The following is a 17,619-nucleotide window of genomic DNA, read 5'->3' on the forward strand; positions in this document are numbered from 1 at the left end:
TAAACACTTTTTTGTGTTTTTTTGTTAATAAATTATTTACCTTTCTTTTTTAGTGATCTTTGAGAAACCAGAATACATAACCGCAGTCATTACAGACAAAATTCGTCGCCTCTTTGTTGGCCCAGTCAAAGCCCATAAAGCTGGCTCCCGGGGTGTTCATCAGAGTACGTCTTTTCCAGAACTCCTTCCCGTCACATACAGGGCAGGTCAGTTCCTTTCCATTAATCTGTACTTGATTTACTTCTGTGGGCATATAAGAATCCTCCTTTAGAATATTGAATGATTATATATCAACACCACTTTACAGGATTTTACAGCATCCCGATCTGGTCCAGCTCCTTCAGCCGCTGAATGATGGGGAGTTTCTGGGTACACAGGTCTTCACAGATGCCGCAGGCAATACAGTCTCCGGGCTTTGCATCCTCTTCCTTCAGCCTTCCCGAATCCTTCAGCATCTTCAGGCGCTTTTTCATCTCCTCTTCGTCCTTCAATAATTTTAAATTATAGCTCTCCAGATACTTATGGATTTTAATATCCTGAGGACATTTTAAACAGTAGCCGCAGGTGGTGCAAAGGGTGTTCATACTGTCGGTAATATTTTCCTCAATCTCCTTTAGCTTCTTCGGGGAAACCTTCAGGTCAAAGTCCCCTACGGCTACATTTTCCTCCACCTCTTCAATGGTTCCCATGCCCGGGATGGCCAGGGTAATCCCTTCCTGGGCTAAAATAAAGCGAAGGGCCGCCTGATTCACGGTTTCCTGATCATTTTCCCGAATAAAATCGAAAAACTTTCGATGTTCAGGAATCAGTCCTCCCCCAAGGGGATTCATGGTTACCACCCCCGCGTTTTTCTCTATGGCAGCGTTTACCCCTTCCTGACGAAAGGGATAGTTGGAAACGTTATATCCGAGAAGAACCCCTTCAAAATGATCTTCCTCCACAATGGTTCGGATGTCTTCCCCTTTGCAGTGGGTGGAAAACACCAGGTGCTCAAGCAGGCCCTCTTCCTTGGCTTTTAACGCCCCTTCGTAGGGCCCTCCCGGTGCCATTACCCCCCGGTACTGTTCTAAGTCCTTAATACACCACATATGGAAAAAGTCAATCTTATCTCTTCCCAGTCTTTTCAGGGAGGTTTCAATTCTCCTTCGCACATCGTCTCCGGTGGGATCCGCGCTTAAGGAGCTTTTCGTGGAAACATAAAAATCCTTGGGCATATTTCGAAAAGCTTTTCCGAAGATAATCTCACTGCGGTCGTCACAGTAAAAAGGAGCGGTATCAAAATAGTTTACACCTAATTCATTGGCTCGATGGACCACTTCCTGGGCGTAATCCTCATCTTTTCCAAAACGCATGCCGCCGAAACCAACCACCGAAAGCTTTTTTCCTGTTTTTCCGTATTCACGATACTGCATAGCTTTCCCTCCTTCTGTTTTTCTTTCCAGTGCATTTTTGCGAACTTCTTTTGCAATCTTCTCTTGCGATCTTCTTTTGCGATCTTCTTTTGCGGTCTTCTTTTGCGGTCTTCTTTTGCGGTCTTCTTTTGCGGTCTTCTTTTGCGGTCTTCTTTTGCAATCTTCTTTTGCGATCTTCTATAAATTTTTTTCTTATGTAACATATTATAACATTTCCAGCGGCGAATGTTTAGACTGCAGAAAGAATTTCCTTCCAAAGATTCCCTGTCCACGGCTCCCTGCCTCGGAGCAAAAAAATATTGATCGGATAATCGATAAACGTTCTATCAACTATCCGATCAAAGGTGTATCCCTTCTTCATTTGTGAAGTCTTGGTCTTGCCCGGTGTTGCTAATTTCTACTTGATTCAAATAATCGTACCTCACTTTACTTCTGGATTTACTACATTTTTTCTTTGGTGCTAGCTCATCTCCACCCCTGTGGTAGATGTCTTGCTTTACCATTGATGGCTTCTACCTATATCATCGATATGCCGCTTACGGAAGTCGGCCTCTCCATAGGATTTACTGAAACTCATCTGCACTACCCGTACTACTTGTACTACTTGTACTACTTGTACTACTTGTACTACTTGTACTACTTGTACTACTTGTACTACTTGTACTACTTGTACTACTTGTACTACTTGTACTACTTTGATACGGTGTTTCTTTGAACCTTTCTTCTTTTCACTTTCTTTTACTGCATGTGTTTCTAAAAACTTCGACACAAGTTACAGAATGGTGAAACTTGATTCTTTAACCGTTATCCTAATTCTTAAAAACTTACTGCGGTAAATCAAAAGCGTTGAATCAAAAGCGACTTCCAAATGAAGAAGGTTGTTAAAGGAGAAAGGGCTCTTCCCCATCTCCTTAATCAAAGTATAGCAAATATTCAGATATTAAGCAAGGGGTATTTCAAACTTTTTTTGCTCATTCATCAAAATACATCTTAAGTCCTAAAGCTTGGTGAAAGTACCCCTTTTTGTTTACAGCAATCCAAGGCTTAAGCCCTGAATTTCCTGGGCTTTACTATTCTCTGGCTTCTTCTAAAGCATTATCCACTGCATCTACCACTGCGTCACTACTTTCAGTGGCTCCACTTACCGCTTCTACATCTTCCGTGCTTTGGTTTTCGATAATCTGGTCGATCACGTCATCAAAGGCTTGGTCTCCTAATCCTTCGGTTTCACTGTGAGAGACTACTTCAATTCCGGTTATTTCGTCGTTATCAATGGTTACTTCCACTTCCAGTTCGCCACCGTAACCTTCAGCGGTGCCGTTATAGGTTCCATCACCGTACATGCCGTTTGCATCCCCTTCGGCTTCTTCGCCGCAGGCTACAAAAGACAATACTCCTACCAATAATACTGCAATCAAAACTATTTTCCTGTTCATTTTTATTCCTCCTTAGTTAATCCCTCTAGACTCTGACTAAATCTCTAACATCTGAATATATACCCGAAGATTGATTGATTAAACAACAATCATACTTATTTAACATCAATTATCATCTGAGTGTCTCTGTAAATTATAACACAATGCTTTCCAATTTTCACTTAGCCTATATACCTATTCTCCTCGCCGATTATCGGCCAGCGCTGGATACCATCACGGAGGGTTCTGCCTCAGAGGCCCATGGCCGGAGGCCCTGATACGCCTTAACCAAGGTCCTTTGTTTTTGCCGCTGTCACCGATCTGGGTTGGTCGAGGCGGCGATTGTGATTTCAAGTGTTATATTTCCCATAAAAAAGACTGGCAAGGGACTTCTCCCCCTGCCAATCTTTATATAATGGAACGGATAGTTAAAATGCCTTCGTACCCTCTTGTCCTTCCTTGGGGTACCGATGTATCAAACGCCTCCGTCCCCTTTGGTATAGAGATTTTGCGAAAGATGACAGAAACTCCGTCCCGCTGTCATCTTACATCATTGGCATGCCGCCCATGCCACCGCCCATGCCGCCGCCGGCAGGAGCGTCGCTTTCTTCTTCCATATCCGCTACTGCGGCTTCGGTGGTAAGAAGCATAGCGGAGATGGATGCTGCGTTTTGCAGTGCGGATCGGGTTACTTTTGTGGGATCCACGATTCCTGCATCAATCATGTCGGTGTAGGTTTCGTTTAGGGCATCGAATCCGATACCGGTTTCAGAAGTCATCACTTTGTTTACGATTACGGAACCTTCTAATCCGGCATTTTCGGCGATTTGTCGTAGAGGCTCTTCTAACGCTCTTCGAATAATTTTCATACCGGTTCGCTCGTCCCCTTCGGTTTCTTCGATGAGCTTTTCAATGGCAGGGATCACATTTACCAGTGCCACGCCTCCACCGGATACAATACCTTCTTCCACTGCTGCCCGGGTGGCGTTTAAGGCGTCTTCGATTCGAAGCTTGCGTTCTTTCAATTCCGTTTCCGTGGCGGCACCTACTTCGATTACCGCTACGCCTCCGGAGATCTTTGCCAGTCTTTCCTGAAGTTTTTCTTTATCAAAGTCGGAGTCCGTATCCTCAATTTGCTTTTTCAGTTGATTTACCCGGTCAGCAATCACGGATTCGTCTCCTTGACCTTCCACAATGGTGGTATTGTCCTTATCCACTTTGATGGTTCTTGCTCGACCCATCATATCCACAGTGGCTTCTTTCAGTTCATAGCCAAGCTCTTCTGAGATTACGGTACCGCCGGTTAAGGTAGCAATGTCTTCTAGCATCGCTTTTCTTCGGTCTCCGAATCCTGGGGCTTTCACAGCCACACACTCAAAAGTTCCTCGGATTTTATTTACTACTAAGGTTGCTAAGGCTTCCCCTTCAATATCCTCGGCAATGATTAACAGCTTTCTTCCCTGTTGCACGATTTCTTCCAATAGGGGAAGGATGTCCTGCACATTGTTGATCTTTCGGTCGGTGATTAGGATATAAGCGTCGTTGTATACCGCTTCCATTTTTTCCGTATCCGTAACCATGTAAGGGGATAAGTAACCTCGATCAAATTCCATACCTTCCACGACGGATAAATTCGTACCCATGGATTTGGATTCTTCCACGGTGATGACCCCGTCTTTTCCTACTTTATCCATGGCATCCGCAATTAATTCACCGATTTCATCATCCGCTGCGGAGATGGCCCCTACCTGGGCGGTAGCTTCCTTAGAATCAATGGGCTTAGAAATCTTTTGCAACTCTTCCACCGCAAGCTCTACGGCTTTGTAGATCCCTTTTTTCACGATCATGGGATTGGCTCCCGCCGCAACGTTTTTCAGTCCTTCTCGAATGATGGCCTGGGCGATCAGGGTCGCTGTAGTAGTACCGTCTCCCGCAACATCGTTGGTCTTTGTGGATACTTCCTTTACCAACTGGGCACCCATGTTTTCATATACATCTTCCAGTTCGATCTCTCTTGCAATGGTTACTCCGTCATTGGTAATTAACGGGGATCCGTACTTTTTATCTAAAACTACGTTTCTACCCTTCGGTCCTAAGGTTACCTTCAGGGTGTCCGCCAGTTTGTTTACCCCTCGCTCTAATGCTCTTCTGGATTCTTCTCGAAATTTAATTTCTTTAGCCATAACTGAAACCTCCTTTTGATTTTTGATCCTGTTGCTATTCCCTCCTGATGTCTTCGATCCTGTTTTATTCGATTAGGGATTCTTTATTCTACAATCGCTAAAATATCACTTTGCTTTAAAATCGTGTATTCTTCACCGTCAAGTTTCACTTCATTGCCCGCATACTTGGAGAAAATTACCCGATCCCCTTTTTTCACTTCCATGGTCACTTCTTTTCCTTCAACCATTCCTCCGGGGCCTACTTCCAATACCTCGGCCATTTGCGGCTGCTCCTTGGCACTGTTTGGCAGTACAATTCCGCTTTTGGTTTTCTCTTCAGGTTCAACTTTTTTAATTACCACTCGGTCACCTAATGGCTTGATCTTCATTGTTATAACCTCCTCTTTATATACTTTTTTTATTTTTCGGGTTTGTTAGCACTCACTTATAACGAGTGCTAATTACAAGTACCATAGTATCTAAAAGGAACCTTCCCTTCAACTGCGATTAAAGCGGATTACCTTTTGATTTCGCTTAATTTCTTTCTTATTTTATTTATTCCTTCGATTTTCATCAAATTTTCTTTTCCAAGGTTTATTTTCAAACCGGTTGCCAGGGATTTTCGAGCAAAAAAAAAGAGATGACGGGATGACAGCGAGGATGACAGCGGGACGGGAGTTTTGATGACAGCGGGACGGAGTTTTTGTCATCTTTCTTTGATGACAAAAACTCCGTCCCGCTGTCATCCCGTCCCGCTGTCATCCGTTTTCATCCGCTTTCACTTCTTCTATAGGAAGCCCAGCACACCGGCGATTACCGGTACGATAATGGCGGGGAGCATATTGGCCACGGGAAATTTTTTGATTTCCAAAATATTAAATCCGATGCCGATGATCAACAGACCGCCGATGGCGGAGATTTCCTGCACCACGGCGTCCGTCATCAAGGGTTCCACAACTCCTGCCAACAGGGTGATGGCCCCCTGGTATAAAAACACGGGCACCGCGGAAAAGGCCACGCCGATGCCCAGGGTGGAGGCGAAAATAATGGAGGAGATGCCGTCCAAAATAGATTTGGTGAAAAGGGTGGTGTGATCCCCCATAAGACCGCTTTGCAAAGAGCCGATAATGGCCAGAGCCCCGACACAGTACACTACGCTGGCGGTGACGAACCCTTTGGTAAAGGTGCTCTCGCTGCTTCCCATCCGTCGCTGAATAAAATCTCCCAGGCCCTGTAGCCTTTTTTCCAACTCCAAAGCTTCCCCCACAAGGCTTCCGATAATCACGGCGATCATCAGCAGCAGGACGTTCCCTGTAGCCAGGGCTTCCTTAAATCCGATGATCAATACCCCTAGGCCGATGGCTTTCATGATCGTATCCTTATAGCCTTCTCCGATACTTTTTTTCAGCAGGACGCCTAAAACCCCGCCGATGACAATAGCCAGTGCGTTGACAATGGTTCCTAACATATGTAATCCCCTCTTCCTTCAAGCTGAATCAGATTTCATCCGATTCAGCGACTGTTTTTTCTATCCATTCTTTTGGGATTTGCCCTTCCTATTTGATGCCTTTTTCCCGGGCATAATAAAAAAGATACTGTTGGGCATACCCCGCATCTTTTCCGAATTTTTTCATGGCAAAGTCTTCAATTTCCTTCGCCGGCTTATCCTGTTGAAAATATAAGGCCTCCATCATACGCTTTACCCAAACATCCACGGGAAAGGCCTCCCGTTTTCCCATGGAAAAGAACACAACGCAGTTTCCCACCTTCGGTCCCACGCCGGAGAATCCGGTGACCCCGGCTAAGCATTCCCGGCGTTTTTTCCCGATCATGGTGTCGAGGATTCCCGGATTCTTCGACACCTGTTCCGCCGTATCCTTTACGTACCGGGCCCGGTAGCCGAGGCCCAGCAACTTTAACTCTTCCAGGGTGGCGCTACTTAAGGCCCCGGGGGTAGGAAAGGCGTAGTGTAGCTTTCCGTCGTAGCGCTGAATCACTTCTCCGTATTTTCTTGCCAGGCCCTCCACGGAGCCCTTAATTCTTTTAATGTTGTTGTTCGAGGAAATGATAAAGGAAATCAACGTCTCAAAGGGCTCCTGCTTTAGGATTCGTATCCCCCGACCGAATGTCACCGCCTCTTCCATCACCGGATCCCGGCGAATCAGTCGTTTCTGTATTCTTTCGTAATCCGTATCCAGATCAAAATAGTCCCACCAGATTCTTTCAAAATCCCGAAGATCGGTGTTATGAAAAAGGATCCGGTCCCCTGATTTTTCCACTTCAATCACCCGCTGACAGGCGGTAAGGAGAAAGCGATTATCTTCTTTTTCCTCCCAGCGAAAGGCCTGGCCACAGCGGAAGATATCCCGGGGATTGAAAGAGGAAAGATTTAGAACTTCCACCCGGGATCCTTTCTCTATCAAGTTTAGACCCTTCATCGACCCCTCATCCTTTCTTTTCTCATGGCTTAATCGTGACCGACTTCCCCCAAAAGAAATGCCCTAAAACGGCTCATAGGGATAATAGCCCCGATCCAGTTCCCGTCCCGTATATTCATCGAAATACAAGGCCGCCCGCTGTCCTTCAATTTCTTCAAAAAACACCTTTACCACCCGGGGCTGAAATTCCGTATAATAATTTCGAATAACCGCTCTTCCCCGATACTCCATGGTTGGAAAACTCTCTTCATGCACTTCCTTAATGCGCTCTGCAGATAAGGGAGTATTTTCCTTCTCCTCACCCTCGGAAATTTCCAGCATGGCTAGGTTTCCTCTGGCATCAATGTTTATCGGGGTTTCATCAAACTGGTTTCGATAGCGGGTTATCTCTTGGCTACCGGCTCCCACATTAACTTCAAAAGCATCACTGGATAATCTTATTCCCCTGTCCATGGGGGTAAAACGAAAACCGTAAACCGTCTCACCGTTATCCTCTTGATTATAGACAAAGATCTCCTCTTTCAAGTCTTCATAGGTGGTTTCCTGGAATTCCCGGTAAAATTCCCTGGCAATTTCCAAAGCTTGCCTTCGGGTAATTTCCGTATCCATTCCCTCTCCGCCTTCGGGGGAATACTCTAAATATCGAAGGTTTCCGGATTTTCCATCGATCCATAATAGCAGTCCCTCGGTCTCTAAGGCATAATGGGTGATCCCATTTCGGTGGTGAGGTCCGTCAATTTCCCCTTCCTCCAAATTCTTTGGATCCATCCAGTTGCCCGCAAGTTCCAATAAGTAAGCCTCTGCCTCCTCTTCACTTAGCAAATCCTCTTCGTTTTCTACTAAAGTACCATGGCGGTAACGGGAGGCCAATTCCATCAAATCCTCTGAAATCTTCAGCAGATTTTCCTGTTCCTCACCGGGAATTTCTATGACCAGTTGATTTTCATTGGCTTCTGAAATTCGGTACATGCTGGATAAGAAGGTTTCCAAAACCTCTTCAAGTTCCTGCAAAAACACGTAGTCATTGGCGGTATATCGGAATTCATTCATTTCAAATTTTTCCTGCAAATTTTGCTTTACTACGTTTCGTATGCTTCGTAGACTCTCCAGAGACTGGGTACATACCCCTTCCTCGCCGAATTCTTCCAAGCGTAAATCCACAAAATAGGCATAGTACTCCACCAGATCCTCCAGAGAGCTTTCCAAATGCCGAAAAGTGGTCTCGCTCATACTCTCAGAATTTTCCGACTCCCTCATTCCCTGGATCTCATCAAGGAACCGGATGCTCCAGCGGGCGTACTGTTCAATATTATCCAGCACCCGGTTGTTTACAACGGTTAGCTGAGACTCTGCTTTTCTGATTTCTCCATATTGATAAAAATTCATGCTGACACTTATTAAGACCATAACAATCAGTCCAATTATTCCATATCTTTTCACGATTTCTCACCTCGTTAATATCATAGCATAAATCGTGAAAAAAGAGAATTTTTTTCTGCATCAAAATGGTCCTTTAGTCTTGGTATTGGCTAAAGGACCGTTGGTATTTCGCTTATCTAAGCATTTTTATTTCGGATTTTTTACCCCTACTTTTTTTTCCCGATTTACCCGTTAGAGGGTTTTAGGAACTTTCATTGCCCCGACTTCCGGGATGATTATCAAATACGGGATGCTCCCGTTTTTCGTCGGTACCTCGACTTTGATCCGACTCCCCGTTCTCATTTTCCCCGTCGCCGGAATCATTGTCTCCGGAACCCTCATCGGAATCCCGGTCTTCATCCTTACTTCGATCTCTCGGATGTTCATCGAATACGGGATGTTCTCCGTCCTCTTTGTTTCGGTCTCTCGGATGCTCTTCAAATACCGGATGTCCCCGTTCTTCGTCCCGTCCTTCTTCCGGGTCTTGTCCATTTTCTCCATCCACGTCTTCACCGTTTTCATCCTGGTCATTTCCCCGGTTGCCCGGATGCTCGTCGAATACCGGATGGGGCTTGTCTCCGTCTTCCTTATTCCAGTCTCTCGGATGTACGTCAAAGACGGGGTGTTCACCCTCTTCTTTGTTTCGATCCCTGGGATGCCGTTCAAATACGGGATGCTTTAATAGTTCCCGAACCGGCGTATCCTGGTACTTCTCCGTGTCGATGGTGATGTCGTCTCCCTCTTCCCCGGCTTCATCCACGGATTCCTCGGCGGCTTCCTCGGTTCCCTCGGTTTCTTTCCCTTCCGGTTCCTCCCCGGGATCCTCGGTGGCACCCCGGCGTTCAATCTCTTGAATCAGCTGGAACTTTCCAAGGGTGATGCCGGCGATACGGGCGTTTTCATAGTTTTCTTCATCGACTAAAAGCATGTTGATTTCCACATTCATGTTCTTCTCTGCAAAATACTCTTCCATCTGGGCTGTGACCCGATCCACAAAGTCCTCGGAGGCAACATCGTCTTCCAGTAAATCTGCGTAGGAAAGCATGACCTGGGCGGTTTCACTGTTTAAGTGGCCCTGTGCTTCCAACTTTACCAGAAGCTCTTCTAAAAATACTTCCAAAGATTCTCCTTCCAAGGCTTCCACTTCCAAACTTTTCGCCTCTTCATTCATGGCATCGACCCGTAAAACCTCTTCATTTTCCCCGACTTCAATTTGTATGCCGGGGTTAACATCGAAGCCTAATAAGTACTGTACTTCCGTCTCTCCGCCGGTTATAGCAAAGATCGACAGGACTAATAGCAGCACCATGGCTGCAGCAATGCCCATAGGCTTTACCTGTTTGATTTTCTTCATAATATTCTCTCCTCTGCTGTTTGCTTTCGGGATGTCCAGAACTTGGCTCTCGGCGAATAAAATTTCCTCTCCCGCATCCACCCCGGCTTTTTTCCGGAGTCTTACAAACCGTTGCTCTTCGGTCATCACTAGTAAATGATCTTCCTTTACTTCCATTACATAAGCTTTTTTCACTTTTCTCCCACCCTTCGATTCTCCTACCCTGCTACAGATCTAAGTATTTCTTTAACACCTCTAAATCACTGTCCAAAATGAAAAATACCGCGATGATAAAATTCCTTGAACGCTGCAATACCCGTCGGGAAGCTCCGGCTTTTTCCTTCAGTCCCCGGGCCGGCAGGTGCTTCGTTTTTAAAAAGGACCTGCGCAGTGTTTCGTCCTCATATAGTACCCTGGCAATCTCAATGGCTTTCTCCCTGGTTTTCTCATGGCGCGGTGCGGTGTCAATCAAGGTTTCCAAATCAAATCCGAAGGCTTCAATGCGGTCTTTAAAGGCTTCGATCTCCATCTGATCCTCCAGGCGTTTCTCAAAACCCGGACTCTCGATGACCTGAAGTTCCTCATCTCCCTCGACCTCCCGGGCCTCCAGCTTGTTTCTTTTTCGGAGTTCATCGATTAAGCGGCTTTTAATCACCACCGAGGCATAAGTTAAAAACTTCCCCTTATTCCGATCATAACGGTCCATGGCTTCATTAAAGGCCAACATTCCCGTACTGAAATACTCATGGTCTTCACCGATGTATTCATTCAGCACCTTGGACAGCACGGACTTGATAAAGGGGTGATACTCCTGCAAAACCCGATTTCTAAGCTCTGAATCCCCTTGTTGAATTTCTACTATTAATGTCTCTAAACCCTTATTCGGTTCCACGAATTATTTCACCACGCCTTCTTGTATAATATTTTACGGAGGGTTCTATCATTTTCGGTACCCGCCCTCATTTTTTCCCATTTGTTTTTTGTCCTCTCTCCTATTATACTATACTTAAGGAATATATAGAATAATCCCCAAGGGAGGATTGGAAATGGCCTACGATTCGAAAATTCAAAGTGAACAGGTGGATGCCCTTTTTAAGGCGGTGCTCAGCTTAAAAACCGAAGAGGAATGCTACCGCTTCTTCGAGGATCTTTGTACCTACAAAGAAATTCAGTCCATGGCCCAACGGCTACAGGTGGCCAAGATGCTGAAGGATGAAAAAACCTACGGCGAAATTGAAGAAAAGACCCGGGCCAGCACCACCACCATCAGCCGGATCAATAAGTTTTTGCAGTACGGCTCCGAGGGCTACAACTTGATACTGGATCGATTGATGGAAGCGGAAGAGGCAGAAGCGGAAGCGGCGGAAGCGGAAAAAACAGCAACAACCGACGCCCCGGAGTAAAATTTGCCAACGTCGGAACCGCCCCCGGCAAGGATCAACCCTCCACGAAACATACCGTCATCGAAAAACGGATGAAAAACCAAAAGCAAAGAATGAATCCTATCATACGGGAGGATTCGTTCTTTGCTTTTGGTTTTTTGATTTTCTTGGCTTATCTTCTTTTGCTTTTTTTCACTTTTTTTTGATTTTTAATTTTTGAAAATGATCAAAAAACCAGACCGAAACCTCTCAAATCTTGAAATTCCAGTGATTCACCCGATAATAATTGTTTTTCTCCCCCGGTTGACTTTTTGTCCCAAGGGGTGTACAATCACTTTATTGCTTTAGTGCTTTATTCGAGTAAAGCGATAAAGCGTTTAATGCGTTTAAGGAGGTTCAGCCATTGGAATATTTTAAATCCCAAGTGCCCCGCGGGGCGAAATACGAGTATTACACATCCTTTGAACCAAAGGAAATCATCAGCGGACAATTAAAAAAGCTGTTTCATCAATACGGTTACCGGCAAATCGCCGTCCCCACCTTTGAATACTTTGATCTTTTCAAGGCATCCAAAGGCCCCCTGGAGCATTCGGCGATGCTGAAGTTTATCGACCCCGCCGGGGACGTGCTGGTTCTTCGTCCCGACTGCACCCTGCCCATAGCCAAAATGGTGGCCAACAGCAAGGAGGATCCCAAGCAGCTGCGCCTCTCCTACATCTCCAATGTGTTTCGGGGAAACGATTTGAACGAATCCTCCGCCACGGAGTTTACCCAGGGGGGCATCGAATATTTCGGCGACGGCTCTCCCGGCGGGGAAGCGGAGGTCATTCTGATTGCCATTAAGGCACTGATCCAGCTGGGTTTTCAGGAGTTTCAACTGGATCTTTCCAATATTCATTTTTTCAAAAACCTGCTGGCCCGGGCGGATTTTTCCCCCGAGGACCAACAACAATACAAGGCTTTTATCCGGGAGAAAAACTTCACCGCCCTGGATGGTTTTCTTAAAAGCACCGGGGAATCCTCAATTCCCGAAAATCTACGAAGCCTTCTTCGGGCCATGCCCAACCTTTACGGAAAACCGGATAAGGTCTTTGCCAAAGTGGCAAACTACAACCTTTCCCAAGAGGACCTAAAACCCCTGAAACATTTACGCCGGGTGGTGGAAATTCTACAGGAGTACGGCTACGGCAAGTATATCCGATTGGATCTCAGTCTGATCAATCATTTCGATTATTATGACGGGATTCTATTTCAGGGCTACTTATCCGGCCATGGAAAAGTGATTGTTCAGGGCGGTCGCTACGACCCCCTTACCGAATCCTTCGGACGGAAGATTCCTTCCCTGGGCTTCGGAATAAATATAGACGAGGTGATCCAAGCAATGAAAAAATTTAACCAGTCCATCGAATCCCCCTATTACACCGATTATTTAGTCCTGTATGAGGATCAGGAGCGCACCGAAGCCTTTCAAATTGCCGAAACCATTCGAAACAAAGGCTTCGTGGTGGAGATGAATGCCAAGGCGGACCTGAAGGAACAGATTCTCGGCGCCCAGCGGAAAAACATCAAAGAAATTATTGTCTACAACAGGGAACGCTTAGAGTTAATCGATCTCATCGGGGACGACGTATCCAAGGTTTACCAAAATACCTTTATCAAGTCTTTAGACGATAAAGATCGTAATTTTTCCATGGTACCGATTCATTAGGAAAAGAACCCAACATCCCTACGAAAAATTCATCTTTGAAAGGAGCACATCATGATCAACATTGCCCTTGCCAAGGGCCGTTTAGCCGAAGAGGGGTACAAAGTTTTCAAGGCCCTGGGCTATTCGGTCCCCGCCATGGAAAAAAAATCACGAAAGCTTATTTTTGAAAGCCCTGAAAAGGGCCTTCGTTTTATTCTGGTAAAACCCGCCGATGTTCCCATTTATGTGGAAAAAGGCGCCGCGGACTTAGGCATCGTGGGAAAGGACACCCTTTTGGAGAAGGACCGGAACCTTTATGAACTGCTGGACTTAGGCTTTGGAAAATGCAAATTCTCCGTTGCGGGACTGAAGGGGGAAGACAAAAACTTCTATCCCGGACCCCTGCGGGTGGCCACCAAATATCCCAAGGTGGCGAAGAATTATTTTCTCAAGCGGGGGATTGCCATCGATATCATTGAGCTGCAAGGCTCCGTCGAGCTGGCTCCGATCATCGGCCTTTCCGATGTGATTGTGGATATTGTGGAAACCGGCAACACCCTAGTGGAAAACGGCCTGGAGGTCTTTGAAGACATCACCCCCCTAAGCGCCCGGCTGATTGCCAACAAAGTCAGCTTTAAAACGAAAAACGGGGTTATGGAGACCTTAATTGAAGATATACAACGCTACTTACACCGGCAAGACGTAGAAGAAAAAGAAGAAGACTTAAAAAAACAGCACTTCGCAAAGGAGGCGAGAAGCCATGCAGTGGATTGATACGAATCATGCTTCCCAAGGGGAGCTTCAGGGCCTGTTTGAAAATCCCATGGCCCTTTTTACTGAAGAAATTAAGGACTCCGTAGGGGAAATTGAAAGAATGGTACAGTCCCGGGGAGACGCCGCCCTAATGGCACTGACGGAAAAGTTTGACGGGGTCAAACTGGAAAGCCTGAAAGTTTCCGAAGAAGCTATGGACGAGGCCTTTGTCAACGTTTCCACCGACCTTCTGATCGCCCTGGAAAAAGCCAAGGAAAACATCGAAAAATATCACCGAAAACAACTCCGGGAAAGCTTTTTTACCCGGGAGGAAAACGGTGGCATGCTGGGTCAGATGATCACGCCCCTAAAACGGGTGGGGCTCTACGTTCCCGGAGGCACCGCGGCGTATCCCTCCTCAGTGTTGATGAACGGCATTCCCGCCGCGCTGGCAGGGGTGAAGGAAATTGTTTTGATCTCTCCTCCTCAACAGGACGGGAAAATACACCCCGGGGTACTGGTTGCCGCAAAGCTGATCGGCATTACCGAGGTCTATACCCTCGGCGGTGCCCAGGGAATTTTCGCCATGACCTACGGCACCGAAAGTATTCCCAAGGTGGATAAAATCGTGGGCCCGGGGAATGTATACGTAACCCTGGCGAAAAAGATGGTTTACGGCCAGGTGGATATCGATATGATTGCAGGGCCCAGCGAGATCCTCATCATCGCCGACAAGGACCAAAACCCGGCCTTTATTGCGGCGGACCTTTTATCCCAGGCGGAGCACGATCCCCTGGCCTCCGCCATTCTGATTACCCCCTCCAAGGCCTTAGGAGAAGCGGTCCTAAAAGAGCTTGAACAACAGCAGCAGAATTTACAGCGAAAAGACATTACCCAAACCGCCTTAGAAAACCAGGGAAAGATCATTATCACCGAAACCCTGGAGGAAGCCTTCCACCTGTCCAACCGCTTTGCCCCGGAACACCTGGAGCTTTTGGTGGAAGATCCCATGAGCCATCTTCCCAAAGTGGAAAACGCGGGCTGCGTATTTTTAGGCCCCTACTCACCGGAGCCCTTGGGAGACTATTACGCCGGCACCAATCACACCCTTCCCACCAGCGGTAGTGCCAAGTACTTTTCGCCCCTGTCCGTGGATGATTTTATTAAAAATACTTCTTTGGTCTATTACACCAAGGAAGGCCTTCAACGGGCCCGAAAGGATATTGAGCTGTTGGCGGATTACGAGGGATTGGAGGCCCATAAAAAGGCGGTCTCCCTGCGCTTTGAAGAAGACACCGAGGATCGGAAAATATAAGAAGCCGGAAATATAAGGATCCTCAAATACAATGCAAGGATGTGGCAATATGAAAGATTTACTCAGCGCGAACTTAAAAAATTATCAACCCTACGCTTCTCCCTCTTCCACTGACAGTTCCGGCGGCAGGTCCGCTGACATTTCCGCCGACAGTTCCGTCAACAGTTCCACCGACAGTTCCGCCGGCAGGGAAGGTTCACCGGATATTAACAATACAACGGGGAATACGGGGAAGAATGAAGAGGATAGGCATACCGGACAACAGGACCAGAAAGCAAGTACAATGAAACCTTCTGATTTGAAGCCTGATCCCAAACGAAAAATCATTAAAATGAACGCCAACGAAAGCCCCTATACTGTGCCGAAGGCCGTGCTGGACCAGGCGCTTAACAGCCTGGAGATAACCGTCTTCAACTTTTACCCCGACACGGATTCCACGGAGCTACGACAGGCCATCGGGAAATTCTTAGCCTTTCCCCCGGAGCAAATCCTTGTGGGAAACGGCTCCGACGAGATGATCGATGTGTTGCTTAAAACCTTTGTAGCCGCCGGCGACGGTGTGGTGTCCCACGACCCCACCTTTTCCATGTATCAGATCTTTACGGAACTCCTCGGGGGAAAGTACTATGGGGTGCCGGCGCCCTCCGACGAAGACTTTGCCGTCAATATCAGCGGGATCATTGAAAAGGCCAATCAAGTAGGGGCAAAGGCGGTTTTTTTATGTACACCGAACAACCCCACGGGGCGTAAGATTTCCAAAGACCAGGTCCTTCGGGTTTTAGAAGAAACCCGGGGCATGGTGGTGATCGATGAAGCCTACCGGGAATTTTCCGATCAGGATTTTCTGCCCCTGCTAACTACGGCTCATCCCCGGCTGATTATTCTTCGAACCTTTTCCAAGGCTAACGGCCTTGCCGGAGTGCGGGGGGGCTATCTTTTAGGAAGTCCCGAGGCGGTTTCTTATATGCAGCAGGTCAAGCCCCCCTACAATTTAAACGTGGTTACCCAAAAACTGCTAACGGCCTATCTAAACTATCTTCAAACCCGGGAAGGCAGCGCCCTGATTGAAGGGCGGATTTTAGAAATTCGCCGGGAGCGGGAAATGCTGTACCGTACTTTACAGGATCTTCCGGGATTTAGGGCCTACCCCGGCGCCGGGAATTTCATTAGCTTTCGGGTACAAAAGCACCGGGATACAAATAGCGCCGCTACCGATAAGAACTCCCCTGGGGGTTCCGACGACGCCTACGGCGCCGGTTCCCAGCTCTTTGACGACGCCTACGGCGCCACCCCCCAGCAATTTGACGAAACCCTGGATGGAAAACTCCTTACCGAAGGTTTTCAAATAAAGAAGTTTCGCCACCAGAATATTCCCTATTACCGCATATCCCTGGGGACTCCGAAGGAAAACCGGCAATTGATCGAAACCCTTCAGGGGCTGTACCCCAGCGACCCTTAGCAGCTATCCTAGCAGCGACCTGAAAGATTAGGCGGTGAAAAACCGGTTAAGAAGCCGGTCAGATGCCAGTCAGAAGCCGGTTGAAATGCCGGTTGAGACGCCAGTGAGATGCCGGTGAGATGCCGGTGAGATGCCGGTGAGATGCCGGTGAGAAACCTACCAGATGTCGGTCAGATTCCGGTTCAGCACCATCATTTTATAAACCAATGTAAAGCAAACCACTATAAAGCAAACAAATACAAAGGAGGCGTTCCTATGCGGGAGGCATCAATTACACGGGAGACCACGGAAACGAAAATTCATCTTATCCTGAACCTTGACGGGGAGGGCACGGGAAACATTACCACGGGCAGCGGATTTTTCGATCATATGCTGCACCTGTTTACCGCCCACAGCGGCATCGACTTAACCCTTAAGGCCGCCGGGGATTTAGCCGTGGATGCCCATCATACCGTAGAGGATGTGGGAATCTGCCTGGGGGAAGCCTTTCGACAGGCCCTGGGTGATAAAGCGGGGATCCGGCGCTACGGATTCTTTTATCTTCCCATGGACGAAGCCCTGGTTCGAATTTCCCTGGATTTCAGCGGTCGTGCCTACTTAGCCTATGACCTTCGGGAACTGAAGGAAAAGGTCGGGGACTTTGATACGGAACTGATCGAAGAATTTTATCAGGGCTTTGTCCGGGGAGCGGGACTGACCCTTCATATCGACCAAATTCGGGGACGGAACACCCATCACATCATCGAAGCTTCCTTTAAAGGATTTGGCCGGGCCATCCGGGAAGCCGTCACCGTTACCGGGACGAAAATTCCCTCTACCAAGGGATCCCTAGACTAGAGAGAAA

Annotated in this window: 16 protein-coding genes; 6 read left to right on the plus strand and 10 right to left on the minus strand. The window is 47.2% G+C overall.

The features are described 5' to 3' along the window. Window positions 1–49: 49 nt before the first annotated feature. The 10 genes from ISALK_RS03205 to ISALK_RS03250 all read right to left on the minus strand — a co-directional run bounded on the left by ISALK_RS03205 (window position 50) and on the right by ISALK_RS03250 (window position 11,071). On the minus strand, window positions 50–253 hold the full coding sequence (locus ISALK_RS03205; RefSeq protein ID WP_160718961.1) for a hypothetical protein: 204 nt from the start codon (window positions 251–253) through the stop codon (window positions 50–52). Between the two features lie 58 nt (window positions 254–311). Next, window positions 312–1,412 carry an aldo/keto reductase gene (locus ISALK_RS03210; RefSeq protein WP_160718963.1) on the minus strand — a complete coding sequence of 367 codons (1,101 nt, stop codon included), beginning with the start codon at window positions 1,410–1,412 and terminating at the stop codon, window positions 312–314. A 1,070-nt stretch (window positions 1,413–2,482) separates the two neighbouring features. Beyond that, complete coding sequence (locus ISALK_RS03215; RefSeq protein WP_160718965.1) at window positions 2,483–2,848, minus strand: FMN-binding protein; 366 nt, start codon at window positions 2,846–2,848, stop codon at window positions 2,483–2,485. 524 nt (window positions 2,849–3,372) lie between these two features. Further along, on the minus strand, window positions 3,373–5,010 hold the full coding sequence (groL, locus tag ISALK_RS03220; RefSeq protein ID WP_160718967.1) for a chaperonin GroEL: 1,638 nt from the start codon (window positions 5,008–5,010) through the stop codon (window positions 3,373–3,375). Between the two features lie 83 nt (window positions 5,011–5,093). Then, window positions 5,094–5,378, minus strand: a complete 285-nt coding sequence (gene groES, locus ISALK_RS03225; protein WP_160718969.1) for a co-chaperone GroES — start codon at window positions 5,376–5,378, stop codon at window positions 5,094–5,096. 398 nt (window positions 5,379–5,776) lie between these two features. Next, window positions 5,777–6,457 (minus strand): DUF554 domain-containing protein, encoded by a 681-nt coding sequence (locus ISALK_RS03230; RefSeq protein ID WP_160718971.1) that lies wholly within the window; start codon window positions 6,455–6,457, stop codon window positions 5,777–5,779. A gap of 88 nt (window positions 6,458–6,545) precedes the next feature. Further along, window positions 6,546–7,427, minus strand: coding sequence for a DNA-3-methyladenine glycosylase family protein (locus ISALK_RS03235; RefSeq protein ID WP_160718973.1), 882 nt, complete (start codon window positions 7,425–7,427; stop codon window positions 6,546–6,548). Window positions 7,428–7,490: 63 nt separating this feature from the next. Then, window positions 7,491–8,867, minus strand: a complete 1,377-nt coding sequence (locus ISALK_RS03240; RefSeq protein WP_160718975.1) for a YcdB/YcdC domain-containing protein — start codon at window positions 8,865–8,867, stop codon at window positions 7,491–7,493. Window positions 8,868–9,048: 181 nt separating this feature from the next. Continuing rightward, the gene (locus tag ISALK_RS03245; RefSeq protein WP_160718977.1) at window positions 9,049–10,374 is read right to left on the minus strand and encodes an anti-sigma-I factor RsgI family protein; all 1,326 of its coding nucleotides are present in this window, start codon (window positions 10,372–10,374) and stop codon (window positions 9,049–9,051) included. A 31-nt stretch (window positions 10,375–10,405) separates the two neighbouring features. After that, the gene (locus ISALK_RS03250; RefSeq protein ID WP_160718979.1) at window positions 10,406–11,071 is read right to left on the minus strand and encodes a sigma-70 family RNA polymerase sigma factor; all 666 of its coding nucleotides are present in this window, start codon (window positions 11,069–11,071) and stop codon (window positions 10,406–10,408) included. A gap of 154 nt (window positions 11,072–11,225) precedes the next feature. Between ISALK_RS03250 and ISALK_RS03255 the strand changes: the two genes are divergently transcribed. The 6 genes from ISALK_RS03255 to hisB all read left to right on the plus strand — a co-directional run bounded on the left by ISALK_RS03255 (window position 11,226) and on the right by hisB (window position 17,612). After that, window positions 11,226–11,582, plus strand: a complete 357-nt coding sequence (locus ISALK_RS03255; RefSeq protein WP_160718981.1) for a YerC/YecD family TrpR-related protein — start codon at window positions 11,226–11,228, stop codon at window positions 11,580–11,582. Between the two features lie 382 nt (window positions 11,583–11,964). Further along, window positions 11,965–13,269 (plus strand): ATP phosphoribosyltransferase regulatory subunit, encoded by a 1,305-nt coding sequence (gene hisZ / locus ISALK_RS03260; protein WP_160718983.1) that lies wholly within the window; start codon window positions 11,965–11,967, stop codon window positions 13,267–13,269. A gap of 51 nt (window positions 13,270–13,320) precedes the next feature. Continuing rightward, the gene (gene hisG / locus ISALK_RS03265) at window positions 13,321–14,022 is read left to right on the plus strand and encodes an ATP phosphoribosyltransferase (protein ID WP_160718985.1); all 702 of its coding nucleotides are present in this window, start codon (window positions 13,321–13,323) and stop codon (window positions 14,020–14,022) included. Next, window positions 14,009–15,316, plus strand: a complete 1,308-nt coding sequence (gene hisD, locus ISALK_RS03270; RefSeq protein ID WP_236660238.1) for a histidinol dehydrogenase — start codon at window positions 14,009–14,011, stop codon at window positions 15,314–15,316. Before hisG ends, hisD begins: the two co-directional genes overlap by 14 nt. 49 nt (window positions 15,317–15,365) lie before the next feature. After that, window positions 15,366–16,775 (plus strand): pyridoxal phosphate-dependent aminotransferase, encoded by a 1,410-nt coding sequence (locus ISALK_RS03275; RefSeq protein WP_160718987.1) that lies wholly within the window; start codon window positions 15,366–15,368, stop codon window positions 16,773–16,775. A gap of 255 nt (window positions 16,776–17,030) precedes the next feature. After that, window positions 17,031–17,612 carry an imidazoleglycerol-phosphate dehydratase HisB gene (hisB, locus tag ISALK_RS03280; RefSeq protein ID WP_160718989.1) on the plus strand — a complete coding sequence of 194 codons (582 nt, stop codon included), beginning with the start codon at window positions 17,031–17,033 and terminating at the stop codon, window positions 17,610–17,612. The last annotated feature ends 7 nt before the right edge of the window (window positions 17,613–17,619 follow it).

Source organism: Isachenkonia alkalipeptolytica (assembly GCF_009910325.1).
Classification (GTDB): Bacteria; Bacillota; Clostridia; order Peptostreptococcales; family T1SED10-28; genus Isachenkonia; species Isachenkonia alkalipeptolytica.

Coding starts and splice junctions, on each gene's coding strand:
- ISALK_RS03205 (WP_160718961.1), bottom strand. CDS start 253: ATGCCCACAGAAGTAAATCAAGTACAGATTAATGGAAAGGAACTGACC.
- ISALK_RS03210 (WP_160718963.1), bottom strand. CDS start 1,412: ATGCAGTATCGTGAATACGGAAAAACAGGAAAAAAGCTTTCGGTGGTT.
- ISALK_RS03215 (WP_160718965.1), bottom strand. CDS start 2,848: ATGAACAGGAAAATAGTTTTGATTGCAGTATTATTGGTAGGAGTATTG.
- groL (WP_160718967.1), bottom strand. CDS start 5,010: ATGGCTAAAGAAATTAAATTTCGAGAAGAATCCAGAAGAGCATTAGAG.
- groES (WP_160718969.1), bottom strand. CDS start 5,378: ATGAAGATCAAGCCATTAGGTGACCGAGTGGTAATTAAAAAAGTTGAA.
- ISALK_RS03230 (WP_160718971.1), bottom strand. CDS start 6,457: ATGTTAGGAACCATTGTCAACGCACTGGCTATTGTCATCGGCGGGGTT.
- ISALK_RS03235 (WP_160718973.1), bottom strand. CDS start 7,427: ATGAAGGGTCTAAACTTGATAGAGAAAGGATCCCGGGTGGAAGTTCTA.
- ISALK_RS03255 (WP_160718981.1), top strand. CDS start 11,226: ATGGCCTACGATTCGAAAATTCAAAGTGAACAGGTGGATGCCCTTTTT.
- hisG (WP_160718985.1), top strand. CDS start 13,321: ATGATCAACATTGCCCTTGCCAAGGGCCGTTTAGCCGAAGAGGGGTAC.
- hisD (WP_236660238.1), top strand. CDS start 14,009: ATGCAGTGGATTGATACGAATCATGCTTCCCAAGGGGAGCTTCAGGGC.
- ISALK_RS03275 (WP_160718987.1), top strand. CDS start 15,366: ATGAAAGATTTACTCAGCGCGAACTTAAAAAATTATCAACCCTACGCT.
- hisB (WP_160718989.1), top strand. CDS start 17,031: ATGCGGGAGGCATCAATTACACGGGAGACCACGGAAACGAAAATTCAT.